The organism is Azospirillum sp. (genome assembly GCF_035627195.1).
Taxonomy (GTDB): domain Bacteria; phylum Pseudomonadota; class Alphaproteobacteria; order Azospirillales; family Azospirillaceae; genus Azospirillum.
On record NZ_DASPMG010000227.1, the window covers coordinates 1 to 12,429 of the forward strand.

Below are 12,429 nucleotides of genomic sequence, written 5' to 3' on the forward strand. Positions count from 1 at the left end.
CTGCCCCCCTTCACCAAGGTGGAGCACCGCGACGACCTGGACCGCGTCCAGCGCGAGCTGCGCGAGGAAGGCGGCGTCACCATCCTGATCTACGACCAGACCTGCGCCACCGAGAAGCGCCGCCGCCGCAAGCGCGGCAAGATGCCCGACATCGCCAAGCGCGTGGTCATCAACGAGCTGGTGTGCGAGGCGTGCGGCGACTGCTCCGCCAAGTCCAACTGCGTGTCCGTGGTGCCGGTGGAGACGGAGTTCGGCCGCAAGCGGCAGATCGACCAGTCGACCTGCAACAAGGACTTCTCCTGCGTGAAGGGCTTCTGCCCCAGCTTCGTGACGGTGGAGGGCGGACAGCTGCGCAAGCCGACGCCCGCCGCGGGCGTTGCCGGCGTCACCGCCGACGACCTGCCCGCGCCCACGCTGCCGGAGATCGGCGAGCGGCCGTGGAGCATCTACGTCACCGGCGTCGGCGGCACCGGCGTGGTTACCGTGGGCGCGCTGCTGGGCATGGCCGCGCACCTGGAGGGCAAGGGCGTCGGCGTGCTGGACATGACCGGCCTCGCCCAGAAGGGTGGTGCGGTGACCAGCCACATCCGCATCGCGCGTACGCCGGACGACATCCACTCCGTCCGCATCGCGGCGGGCGGGGCGGACGCGCTGATCGGCTGCGACGTGGTGGTGGCGGCGCAGGGCGACGCGCTGTCGAAGATCAATGCCGGCAAGACCCGCTCCGTCATCAACGCGCACGAGCTGATCACCTACGACTTCGTCAAGAAGCCGGACTTCAAGGTGCCGGTCGGCGACCTCGTCTCCGACATCCGCAAGGCCAGCGGCGCGCCGGACGCGGTCAGCACGGTGGACGCCACGGCGCTGGCCACCGCACTGCTGGGTGACAGCATCGCCGCCAACCCGTTCATGCTGGGCTTCGCGTGGCAGAAGGGGCTGATCCCGCTGTCGGAGGAGGCGCTGCTGAAGGCGATCGAGCTGAACGGGGCGGCCGTGGCGATGAACCGGCAGGCCTTCCTGTGGGGCCGCCGCGCCGCGCACGACCTCGCCTCGGTCGAAGCGGCGTCCGCCCCGCCGGTGCGCCACCCCGAGCCGATCTTCGAGCAGCGCCACGTGTCCGAGACGCTGGACGAGATCATCGAACGGCGCACCCGCTTCCTGACCGACTACCAGGACGCCGCCTACGCCACCCGCTACCATTCGCTGGTGGACTGGACGCGCCGGGTGGAGGGGCAGAAGGTCCTCGGCTCGACCGAACTGACCGAGGCGGTGGCGCGCGGCTACTTCAAGCTGCTGGCCTACAAGGACGAGTACGAGGTGGCCCGGCTCTATGCCGAGACCGGCTTCATCAAGCGGATCGAACAGATGTTCGAGGGCGACTGGAAGCTGGTCTTCCACATGGCCCCGCCGGTGCTGGGCGAGACGGACGCCGACGGCGGCGAACCGAAGAAGCGCACCTTCGGCCCGTGGATGCTGAAGTTCCTGGGCCTGCTGGCCAAAGGCAAGCGCCTGCGCGGCACGCCGCTCGACCCGTTCGGCTGGCTGCCGGAGCGCAAGATGGAACGCCAGCTGATCGCCGACTACGAGATGGTGATGGGCGAGGTGCTGGCGCACCTGACCCGCGACAACCACCGCCTTGCCGTGGAGATCGCCACCCTGGCGCTGGACATGCGCGGCTACGGCCCCGTCAAGGACCGCAACGTGGCGGCGGCCAAGGCCAAGCAGACCAAACTGCTGGACGCCTTCCGCCAGCCCGCCACACCGCAGCCGCTCGCGGCGGAGTAGTTAAAAAAACCCTCCCCCGGCCCCGCCGGGGGAGGGAGATTTCACACCACCCACTCCGTCGAAAAGCTCCCCGCCGACACGCCCACCAGCACCACGGACGCGCCGTGGCTGGCGGTGACGACCGCATGGCCGGAGGCGTCCGCCGCCACCGACTGGAAGGTTCCTCCGGCGAAGTTCAGCCGGTCGCCCTCGGCGGCGTTGAAGTCGCTCACCGTGTCGCGGCCGCCGCCCTGGTTCAGCACGAAGCGGTCCGCACCCGCCCCGCCGGCCAGCGCGTCCTCGCCCATGTTGCCGGCCAGGACGTCGGCGCCCTCGCCGCCCGACAGCACGTCCTGCCCCTGGCCGCCGAACAGCGTGTCGTCCCCGGCGTCGCCAAACAGCGTGTCCTCGGCCATGTTGCCGTACAGCACGTCGGCCTCCGCCCCGCCCCACAGCGCGTCGCCGCCCTGCCCGCCGAACAGCAGGTCGGCGCCGGACCCGCCGGAGAGCTGGTCGCCGCCCTGGTTGCCGTACAGCGCGTCCGCGCCCAGGCTGCCGTCCAGCGTGTCGTTGCCCTGCAGGCCCTCGATGGTGTCGTTGCCGGCGGAGCCGACCAGCGCGTCGGCGCCGGCCGTGCCGGTCAGCAGGCCCGGCGTGGTGCCGGTACCCTCGGCCGCCGCGGCCTTGGCGTAGGCTTGGTCGATCAGCACGCGGAAGGCCGCCGCGTCGGGTCCACCCAGCACGGATTCCAGCGTTTGGTTCCCCTTGTAGGCGGGGATGCCGCCCAGCCCCGTCACCAGTTCCAGGAAGGTGAAGGTGGCGGTGCCCAGCTGCCAGGTTTCGATGACGTTTTCCGGCCGCTGCCAGTCGAGGAACAGCGCGGCGTCGCCGGTCTTGGACGTGAAGAACATCAGGTGGCGGCTGTCGATGGTCACCACCGTGTCGGCCGGCTCGACCCCACCCGCCTCGGTGAAGCGGTCGTTGGCCGAGCCGCCGGTCTCCAGCACCACCATGTTGAAGGAGCCGGGGGTGTAGGTGTAGGTGTCCGACCCGCTGCCGCCCAGCAGCCAGTTGCCCGTGTACGGCCCGGCGCGCATCAGGTCGTCGCCCGCCCGGCCGAACAGCATCTGGTTGATGCCGGTCCCGGTCAGCGTGTCGGCGCCGGCCGTGCCGTAACGGTCGGTGAACTGGGCCATGTGCGTGTCTCCCGAAGTGGTCTTCTTCGAAGGATGAACGCGCGCGGCGGGAAAGTCATTCCAACAACGATCAGGCAAATGCCGTTCAGGACGCGGCGCCGTTCAGGAAGCGGCGACGATCCAGCTGTCCGAGAACGACGCCGGCGGGACGCCCAGCAGCGTTACGGTCGTCTCGGAATTGAAGGTCAGCACGGCATTCCCGGTCGAATCCGCCGTCACGGAGACGAGGGAATCGCTGCTCAGCTTTGCAATGCGGTCGCCTTCGGCGCCATTGAAGTCGGCGACGACGGTGTTGCCCTTGACGGCTGTCGACGTCTGGAACCGGTCGGCGCCGGCACCGCCGTACAGGACACTGCCGGCGACGCCGAGCAGCCGGTCGTCGCCGACGTTTCCGTACAGCACGGCCGCCTCCCGCCCCGCGACCAGATTGTCGTTGCCCTGACCGCCGAATGCCGTGTCGTTTCCGTCGATGCTGAGGAAATCGCTGCCCATGTTGCCGTACAGCACGTCGGCGCCGGCCCCTCCGAACAGCGAATCGTCGCCCTGCCCGCCGAACAGGAAATCGTCGCCGGCCTCTCCCTCCAGCCGGTCGATGTCCTGGTTGCCGTACAGGATGTCGGTGCTGTCGCCCCCGTACAGGGTGTCGCGGCCCTGGCTGCCGACCAGCACATCGGCACCGGCGTTACCGTACAGAATGTCGGCTCCGTCCGCGCCGTCGATGGTGTCGTCGCCGGCCCCGCCGCTGATGGTGTCCCAGGTCGCGTTGCCGGTCAGGCTGTCGTTGCCGGCCGTCGGCGTGGTCGCGGTGATGCTCGCCCGGGTGACCCCGTCGTACCAGGCGCTGCGCTCCGTCGCCTCCGCCAGGGCGCCGTTGAACGCCCCGCGCAGCTCCGGCGAGAGCCGGTCCAGGGTAAAGTTGCCGTAGTAGTTCGTGCTCGATTGCACCGCCTGGACGAACTGGATGTACGACATGGTCTGGCCTTTGAACGTCCACCATTCGATGACGTTCTCCGGCTTCTGCCAGTCGGCGATGATGACGTTGTTGGTGGCGCTGTAGTTGGTGAGCACGAGGTGCCTGCCGTCCAGCGTCCCCATGATTGGCGCCGGCCACGAGGAGAAGATGTCCACCGCGCGGTCGGCCGGATCGCCGCCGGTTTCGATGATGAAGACGTTCTGGAGCGACCCTGCGGTCACGTAGGTGTCGTCGCCGGAGCCGCCGAGCAGGAAGTTGTCGTAGAGTATGTTCGATGTCAGCGTGTCGTTGCCCGTTCCGCCGAACAGCATTTCCGGCCGGACCCGGGCCGTCAGGGCATCGTTTCCGAGCGTACCGAAGGTGTTCGTGTAGGTAACCATTCTCATCCTCGAAGCGCGGGCAATCGCACCGGTCCGTCATAGTTGCTTTTGACGATATCTGCAACCTCTGAGCATACATGCATCGCTATGCACTATCAGAGGTCACAACGCCGCGGCCCGCCTCGCGGCGTCGCGTCGCCGCAGGAGGCGATTCCGGTGGCCCGGCGCCGGATATCGGACGTAGAATCGCCGCTCGCGACGATGGACGGGAGGTTTCTGCGTGCGAGCGGTGTTGCGAACGCTGGTTGTGCTCGGTCTGGCCGGCCTGCTGGCCCTGCCCGGGCTGCCGGTGGCGGCCGAGCCGGTGCAGCGCCTGTTCTACGAGGCAGTGCCGGCCATGTCGGAAGCCAGGGGGCCGGAAGCCACGGCGCCGGAAGCCGGGGCGCTGGACAAGGCACCCTTCGCCGTGCGCAGCGCCTTTGCCGCACGCGTGGCGGGGGAGCTGGTGCCCGCCGTGCTGCGCGCGCTGGGCCACGACCCGGCCGCGGCGGTGACGGAGCTGACCGTCGGCGGCTGGCAGCTGCGCACCAACCCGTCGCTGCACACCGCCCTGCCGCTGGCCGACGCCGAAGCCGACCGGCTGGCCGCCGCCCTGGGCTTCGTGCTGCGCCAGGACAGCGTGCTGGTCGCCGACCTGACGCAGGGCGACGGGCGCACCGGTTCCGTCATCGTGACGCTGCCCCGCCTGACGCCTGACCGCGCGCAACGCTTCTTCGCCCACGCGGCCAGGGTGGATGCCGGGCTGGGCGGCGGCTACACCGCCTTCGGCGACGCAATGCTGTTCCTCAACGTCGCCGGCGACGACGGCAAACCCTACAGCGGCCTGCCCGACGCCGCCTTCGCCGACGCCCTCGCCCGCGCCGCGCGCCGTTTCCCGGCCGCCCGCCTGACCGCCACCGGCCTTGCCGACGCCCGCTTCGTCAGCAACGACTGGGCGGCGGCGCCGGACGGCGCGGACTACACCCGCCGCCTCGATCCCGCCACCGTCGCCGCGTTGCGCACCCTGCGCGACCGCCACGCAGCACTCCTGCGCGCCGCCAACCGCTGAAGAGAGCCCCTGCCCTGATGCTCCGCCTCGCCCGCCTGCTCGCCGCCCTCGCCTTGCTGCTTTCCGTATCCGCCGCCCGGGCCGCCGACATCGTGCCCGGCCTGATCTACGCGGTGGGCCAGAAGTTCGACAAAAGCTTCAACGAAGGCGCCTTCGCCGGGGCGGAGCGCTTCCGGCAGGCGACCGGCACCCCGGTGCTGGAGTTCCAGCCGCAGAGCCCGGCGCAGTTCGAGCAGGCGGTCTCCGCCCTGGCGCGGCGCGGCGCCACCGACATCGTCGTCATTGGCTTCTACTACGCCACTCCCCTCAACGATCTGGCGCCGAAGTTCCCCAAGCTGCGCTTCACCATCGTCGACGCCGTGGTCGACCGCCCCAACGTGCAGTCCATCACCTTCAAGGAGCAGGAGGGTGCCTTCCTGGTCGGCGTGCTGGCGGCGCACGCGTCGAAGACGGGGACGCTGGGCTTCGTCGGCGCGCTGGACATCCCACTGATCCGCCGCTTCATCACCGGCTACGAGCAGGGGGCGAAGCACGCGCGGGCGGATGCGCGGCTGCTCGTCAACTTCGTCGGCACCACGCCGGCCGCCTTCACCGACCCGACCACCGGGGCCGAGGTGGCGAAGAGCCAGTTCGAGCGCGGCGCCGACGTGCTGTTCGCCGGGGCGGGCGTGTCGAACTTCGGCGTCTTCGCCGCCGCGAAGGAGGCCGGGCGCCTCGCCATCGGTGTCGACAGCAACCAGAACCACCTGTACCCCGGCACCATTCTGACCTCCATGCTGAAGCGCACCGATCTGGCGGTGGAGCGCGCCTTCCTGGGCGGGCGCGACGGCACATGGCGGCCGGGCGTGCGGGCGCTGGGCCTGAAGGAGGGCGGCGTCGACTACGCGGTGGACGAGCACAACCGGCCGCTCCTCACCCCCGCCATGCTGGACGCGGCGGAGGCGGCGCGGCGCGCCATCGTGGACGGCGCGCTGGTCGTGACGGACGGAACGGGCGCCCCGTGACACTGATGACGATGCCCGCGACCCTGGCCGCCATCGCCGACCGCATCCCCGACGTCCTGCTGACGCTGGACGGCGGCTGGCGCATCACGCACGCCAACGCCGCCGCCGGGACGCTGTTCGGCAGGCCGCGCTGGGCGGTGCTGGGCGCCGTGCTGTGGGACGAGGCGGCCGAGTTGGCCAGCTTCTTCCACCGGCCGCTGGCGCGCGTGCGGCGCAGCGGCGTGCCGGAGACCTTCACCGGCTTCTACTCCGCCCAGGCCCGCTGGTTCCGGGTGTGCGCGGTGCCGCTCGACGACGGCTTGGCTCTGCACATGACCGACGTCACCCGCCAGGTGCTGGAAACCGAGGCCCTGCGCGAGAGCGAGGAGAGCCTGCGCGCCATGGTGGAGAACGCCGTGGACGCCATCGTCACCATCTCCGACCGGGGCGTGATCCAGTCGGTGAACCCGGCGGCGTCGCGCATGTTCGGCTACCGCGCCGAGGAGATGCTGGGCCGCAACATCCACATGCTGATGCCGCGTCATGCCGTGCACCACCACGACGAGCTGATGCGCACCAGCCTGCGCACCGATCCCGAGCACGTCATCGGCCGCGGGCGCGAGCTGGTGGCCCGCCGCAAGGACGGCGGCGAGGTGCTGATCGAGATGGCGGTCAGCGAGGTGCGCATCAACAACCACTGCTTCTACACCGGCGTCATCCGCGACATCACCGAACGCAAGCGCGCGCAGCAGGAGCTGGTGGACGCCAACCTCTACCTGGAGCAGCGCGTCGAGGAGCGCACGGCCGAGCTGCAGGCCGCGCGCCTGCGCGCCGAGGAGGCGGCCCGCGCCAAGGCCGATTTCCTGGCCACCATGAGCCACGAGATCCGCACGCCGATGAACGGCGTGCTGGGCATGGTGCGCCTGCTGCTCGACACCCGGCTGGACGCCGAGCAGCGCGACTACGCCGAGACCGTGCTGTATTCCGGCGAGGCGCTGCTGACCATCCTCAACGACATCCTCGACATGTCGAAGCTGGAAGCCGGTCGCCTGACGCTGGAGCGCGTCGGCTTCGACCTGCGGCGCGTGGTGGACAGCACCGTGGCGCTGATGGGCTCCCGCGCCGCCGAAAAGGGGCTGGCGCTCGACGTGCGCATGGCCGCCGACGCGCCGGCCTGGGTGACGGGCGACCCCACGCGGCTGCGGCAGGTGCTGCTGAACCTCGTCTCCAACGCCATCAAGTTCACGGAAGCCGGCGGCGTCCTGGTGGCCGTCGACGCGCTGGAGGGAACGGTCCGCTTCACCGTGACCGACACCGGCATCGGCATCGCCCCCGACGTGCTGCCGCACCTGTTTGCCGAGTTCGTGCAGGCCGACAGCTCCATCTCCCGCCGCTTCGGCGGCACCGGGCTGGGGCTGGCGATCTGCAAGCGCATCGTCACGCTGATGGGCGGCTCCATCACCGTGGACAGCCGGCCCGACGCGGGCAGCGCCTTCAGCTTCGCCGTGCCGCTGCCGGCGGCGGAGGCGCCGTCGGCGGAGGCGCTGTCGGCCGAGACCGCCGCCGCACCGCTGCGCCCCCTGCGCGTGCTGCTGGCCGAGGACAACCCGGTCAACCAGAAGGTGGCGGTGGCGCTGCTGACCCGGCAGGGGCACGCCGTGGCCGTGGCGGCGGACGGTGCCCAGGCGCTCGACCGGGTGCGGAGCGAGCGTTACGACGTGGTGCTGATGGACATGCAGATGCCGGGCATGGACGGGTTGGAGGCGACGCGCCGCATCCGCGCCCTGCCCGGCGAGCGCGGCCGGGTGCCGGTCATCGCGCTGACCGCCAACGCGCTGGCCGGCGACGCCGAACGCTGCCGCGCCGCCGGCATGGACGACCACGTCGCCAAGCCCATCGTCCCGGAAGCGCTGGCCGCCGCCCTGCGGCGCCAGTGCGGCGGCGGCGCCGACACGGTGGCTGACGGCGTTTCCGTCACCGTGGACGGCGAACCGCTGCTCGACCCGCGGCCGCTGGAACAATTGGCCTCGGTGCTGGGCGAGGCGGAACTGCACGACCTCGCGCTGGCCTTCATCGAGGACGCCCGCGCCAAGGGCGCGGCGCTGACGGCCGGCCACGACCTGCGCGCGGTGCGCGCCGCCGCGCACGACCTGAAGACCACCGCCGGCACGCTGGGCCTGACCGCGCTGCGCCGCCTCGCCGAAGCCATCGAGCACGCCAGCCAGGAGAGCCGCGCCACCGAGGCCGAAGCCCTGTGCGCCGCCCTGCCCGACCGCCTTGCGCGCTCCCTGGACGCCCTGGCGCGACGCTTCCCGGCGGTGCTGGCGGTGGAGTGAGCGCCTCAGAACTTCTTGGGCAGGCCCGCCGATTTCAGGGTTTCGTTTGCCGAGTGGCGGGACTTGATGCTGCCGTCGACCACGAAGCGTCCGGTATGCGGGCTTTGCCAGATGTCATGGTCGCCCTTGCCGTGCCGCACGAAGGCGCAGCCGGCGGACTCCAACGCCTCGCGTACGGCGCGCGTGAAATCGACCATCGCCGGGACGCTATGCCGCGACGCGCACGGTCAACTCGCGGTGCGGCGCAAGACGGTATTCGGTGAGGGAGATTGTCAGGTCGGCCGTGTCGTCGCCGTTGGCTTCCATGAGGTCCGGCACGATGACCTTGGCGCGGTCGAGCGCGTGCTCCATCGACTCGGCCTCGAACGTAAGGCCGTCGTAGTTCTCGCCAGTGACCACATAGACCCCGGCCTCCGGATCCTGTACCGCGCGTAGCTTGATGGTGCGAGCCATGGACGCCCTCCTGACCCAATAAGGTAAGCGCTGCCGCGCCCGCCGTCCACCGTGCAGGAGCCTCACGCCGTCGCCGCCAGTCCCCCGGCCAGCGACACGTCGGCGCCGCGGAAGGTGGCGGCGTTGCTCTTCACCTTGGTCAGGTCGGCGCCGTGCAGGATGGCCTTGCCCAGGTTGGCGTCGCGCAGGTCGGCGCCGGTCAGGCTGGCGCCTTCCAGGTTGGTCGGCCACATGCGGCTGCCGTCGCCCATCAGGTCCACGGCGTTCATCCGGGCGCGCCACAGCTTGGCCCCGGCGAGGTTCGAGCCGCGCAGGTTGCACCCCGACAAATCGGCGCTGGTGAAGTCGGCGTCGCGCAGGTCGCAGTAGGACAGGTCCGCCATCACCAGCTTGGCGCCCGAGAAATCGGCGCCGCGCAGCCCGCAGAAGCGCAGCACGCAGCCGGCCAGCAGCCGGTTCGAGAAGTTGAAGCCGCGCAGGTCGCTGCGCTGCACCTCCATGCGCGTCCCCAGCTTGCCCATGTGGTCGACCCACAGCTGGTGCGCCGACACGCGCTCGGCCATCTGCTCGGACAGGCTGGCCATGCCGGTGCCGTCGACGTCGACGCCGCGCCGCTCCAGCGTGCGGCGCAGTTCCTCGTCCAGCCGGGCGCCGCACAGCAGGGTGCCGTCCAGCGTCGCCTCGTGCAGCACCGCCTCCACGAGGTTGGCGGAGATCAGCACCGCGCCGGACAGGTCGGCCCCGGTCAGGTTGGCGCCGGCCATGTCGCTGCCGGAAAAATCGCACAGCGCCATCCGGCAGTTGGCCATGACCGCCCGCGTCAGCGTCGAGCCGACGAAGGTCGTGCTGCCGTCCAGGTTGCCGGCCGGCTTCTTGGGACTGTTCGGCATGATCAGGCCGCGCCGCAGGTCGGCGCCGCGCAGGTCCGCCTCCGACAGGCGCGCGCCGTCCACCCGTGCGCCGCGCAGGTCGGCCCCCGCCAGCTTGGCGCCGTGCAGGTCGGCCTTCGACAGGTCGGAGCAGAACAGGTCGGTGTCGCGCAGGTCGGCGCCGACCAGGCGGGCGCCGTGCAGGTTGGCGCCGGCCAGCTTGGCGCCGTGCAGGTTGATGCGGTTGAGCCCGAGCTTGGACAGGTTGAAGAAGCTCAGGTCGGCCCGCTTGCCGCGGCCCGACGGGTCGCGCTTCAGCCATTGCTGGTGCTGCAGAAGCGCGTCACGGATGGCGCGCAGGTACTTCTCGTCGTGCACCGACATGAGCGCATCCCCCACCGGCCACGCCGGCCTCCCCTGCCGCCACGCCCTTGTTCCGTTGGTGTTCGGTTGGCCCTTCTCTTGGCCGGCGGACGCGTGCTTGGCGCAGAGGTTACTAAAACGAAAGAGAAAGGGAAAGATCATTATCTCTTCGTATGACCACGCAGTAACGTCGCGCTTTCCGGTCGCGACCGAATGCTGCGCGAAGTCCTGCGGCGGATTGTCGCGCCCCGGTTCCGGACGGACGCGTATTGAGCCTTGCATTTCAAGGCTTTTACACGGATGCCGCGTTCGTCATGCATATTCGCATACGAACGCGCCCCCCCGGATGCTTGAGCGCGGCGCTCTGCCGCTGCCGCACCTCCGTCCGGCGTGCTACCGTGCACGTTCCGATGCAGGGTCGGTGGAGCGCGCATGGTCGTTACGGCGGAATTCCTGGGCATGCTGCTGCTGGTCGCCAGCGTCGCCGCGCTTGGGCTTTCCATCGTCTACGACGTGGGGCGGGTGAGCGCCGAGCGGGCGCGCGCCACGGTGCTGCAGCGGCAGATCGACAAGAAGAAGACGGCGCTGAAGGAATGGACGTCGAAGACGGACAAGCGCAGCACCGACATGTCGGCGCTCCAGGTCCGTCTGGCCGAGCACGTCAGCCGCAAGCAGAAGGCCCAGCAGGAGCTGAAGACGCTGGAGTTCACCAAGATCGAGCTGGTGCATGAACTTGGTGAATGCGACGGGGCGGCGCTCGGCTACTGGTCGATGCTGATCGTCCATCCGGATTTCGCGAACGTCGACCGGCGCGAGGTGATCTTTTCCCGGCAGATCTGGGGGTACCGCAACTGCGCGCACGTCTGGGCGGGCTCCACCGACCACGCGCACGGGCTCCTGAAGGCGGCGTTCCCGGGGCGCAGCGGCATCCAGCCCACGCAGGTTCAGTTGCTGTCCATGGCGCCGGACACGGTGGGCGAAGGAGCGGGCCTATGACAGGGATGCTGCTCTACTTCGCGTTGGGCTTCATGGTGCTGACCGTGCTGTCCAACCGCTTCTGGCGCAGCCAGCTCACCAGCGCGCGCGTCTCGCTGACCAAGCTGAAGGAAACCTCCGAGGAGATCACCAAGGAGGTGGCCGACGCCGCGCGCGAGTACGCCACCCTCAGCCACCAGTACGCCGAGACCGAGAAGCGCGCCGCCAAGGCCGAGCAGGAGATGAACGCCGTCCTGGCCGAGCTGGAGGTCAAGAAGGCCGCCGCCATCGACCGCTACTACATCTTCGACCGGCTGGAGCCGCGCCCGGGGCGCTTTTACGAGGCGGCCGTGCGCTACGACCCGGCAGCGGGCGGGGAGCGGCCGGTGCACCGGGCCTGGGTGGGCGTGCGGCGCTACATCATGATCGCCGAGACCGAGCGCGAAGCGCGCGAGCGCATCGCCGCCCGCTTCCCGCGCAAGCTCGGCTTCGAGGTGGTGGAGGTGGCGGCGTGCCGGCTGGCCAACCTGCAGGTCAACCGCATCGCCGAGTTGAGCACCTTCCGCCGCCCCGGCAGCGGAGAGGACGAGGACGCCCCCCGCCGCACCCCGCGCCGGGCCTCCGCACGGACGTAACTTCCTTGCGATGGCCGAGTGCGATCGTTTCGCGCGACAATACGAATAATTCGAGTAAAATTTTACCTATTGTGATGGCCGTCACAGCGGGCTCCGTCCCTTCATGTCAACGTGCCTCGCATCACCAAGCATGCATGACACACACAAGGAGATAGGCCAATGCCTGGGATGACGCTCACTGGCACGGTGAATGACGACATCATTACCGGCGGCTTTTTCGACGACACGATCTCCGGCAACTCCGGAAACGATGTGCTGAGCGGGGCCGAGGGCCATGACTTCATCTTCGGCAACGACGGCAACGACACGCTGCACGGCGGCACGGGCGCCGATTCACTGGACGGCGGCGCCGGCGCGGATAGCCTGTTCGGCGGAATCGGACATGACACCTTGATCGGCGGCACCGAGAACGACACGCTGGACGGCGCCGGCGGCGACGACAGCCTGACCGGCG

Annotated in this window: 12 protein-coding genes; 7 read left to right on the forward strand and 5 right to left on the reverse strand. The window is 70.0% G+C overall.

The window, feature by feature from the left end; genetic code table 11:
• On the forward strand, nt 1-1,785 hold a 1,785-nt coding region (locus VED21_RS20745), incomplete at its 5' end, for a DUF6537 domain-containing protein (protein ID WP_324885564.1).
• Nucleotides 1,786-1,826: 41 nt separating this feature from the next.
• On the opposite strand, the gene VED21_RS20750 is transcribed toward VED21_RS20745, so the two are convergent.
• Both VED21_RS20750 and VED21_RS20755 read right to left on the reverse strand, forming a co-directional pair.
• Nucleotides 1,827-2,960 (reverse strand): calcium-binding protein, encoded by a 1,134-nt coding sequence (locus tag VED21_RS20750; RefSeq protein ID WP_324885566.1) that lies wholly within the window; start codon nt 2,958-2,960, stop codon nt 1,827-1,829.
• A 102-nt stretch (nt 2,961-3,062) separates the two neighbouring features.
• Nucleotides 3,063-4,313, reverse strand: a complete 1,251-nt coding sequence (locus tag VED21_RS20755) for a calcium-binding protein (RefSeq protein WP_324885568.1) — start codon at nt 4,311-4,313, stop codon at nt 3,063-3,065.
• 232 nt (nt 4,314-4,545) lie between these two features.
• Here VED21_RS20755 and VED21_RS20760 point away from each other — a divergent pair, with 232 nt between their 5' ends.
• Genes VED21_RS20760 through VED21_RS20770 form a run of 3 tightly spaced genes read left to right on the forward strand, consistent with a single transcriptional unit; the run spans nt 4,546 to nt 8,680 of the window.
• Nucleotides 4,546-5,361 (forward strand): hypothetical protein, encoded by an 816-nt coding sequence (locus VED21_RS20760; protein WP_324885569.1) that lies wholly within the window; start codon nt 4,546-4,548, stop codon nt 5,359-5,361.
• 17 nt (nt 5,362-5,378) lie between these two features.
• On the forward strand, nt 5,379-6,365 hold the full coding sequence (locus VED21_RS20765; RefSeq protein WP_324885570.1) for a BMP family ABC transporter substrate-binding protein: 987 nt from the start codon (nt 5,379-5,381) through the stop codon (nt 6,363-6,365).
• Between the two features lie 5 nt (nt 6,366-6,370).
• On the forward strand, nt 6,371-8,680 hold the full coding sequence (locus VED21_RS20770) for a PAS domain S-box protein (RefSeq protein ID WP_324885573.1): 2,310 nt from the start codon (nt 6,371-6,373) through the stop codon (nt 8,678-8,680).
• 5 nt (nt 8,681-8,685) lie between these two features.
• Here VED21_RS20770 and VED21_RS20775 read toward each other — a convergent pair whose 3' ends face one another.
• From VED21_RS20775 to VED21_RS20785, 3 genes are all read right to left on the reverse strand, one after another.
• Complete coding sequence (locus VED21_RS20775) at nt 8,686-8,877, reverse strand: hypothetical protein (RefSeq protein ID WP_324885575.1); 192 nt, start codon at nt 8,875-8,877, stop codon at nt 8,686-8,688.
• Nucleotides 8,878-8,887: 10 nt separating this feature from the next.
• Nucleotides 8,888-9,133, reverse strand: coding sequence for a DUF1902 domain-containing protein (locus VED21_RS20780; RefSeq protein ID WP_324885577.1), 246 nt, complete (start codon nt 9,131-9,133; stop codon nt 8,888-8,890).
• Between the two features lie 62 nt (nt 9,134-9,195).
• Nucleotides 9,196-10,386: a pentapeptide repeat-containing protein gene (locus tag VED21_RS20785; RefSeq protein ID WP_324885579.1), complete on the reverse strand. Its 1,191-nt coding sequence runs from the start codon at nt 10,384-10,386 to the stop codon at nt 9,196-9,198.
• Between the two features lie 411 nt (nt 10,387-10,797).
• Between VED21_RS20785 and VED21_RS20790 the strand changes: the two genes are divergently transcribed.
• The 3 genes from VED21_RS20790 to VED21_RS20800 form a co-directional block, all read left to right on the forward strand.
• The gene (locus VED21_RS20790) at nt 10,798-11,361 is read left to right on the forward strand and encodes a hypothetical protein (RefSeq protein ID WP_324885581.1); all 564 of its coding nucleotides are present in this window, start codon (nt 10,798-10,800) and stop codon (nt 11,359-11,361) included.
• Complete coding sequence (locus VED21_RS20795) at nt 11,358-11,975, forward strand: hypothetical protein (RefSeq protein WP_324885583.1); 618 nt, start codon at nt 11,358-11,360, stop codon at nt 11,973-11,975. Before VED21_RS20790 ends, VED21_RS20795 begins: the two co-directional genes overlap by 4 nt.
• Before the next feature lie 159 nt (nt 11,976-12,134).
• Nucleotides 12,135-12,429 (forward strand): calcium-binding protein (locus tag VED21_RS20800; RefSeq protein WP_324885585.1); only part of this gene is annotated, 295 nt, incomplete at its 3' end.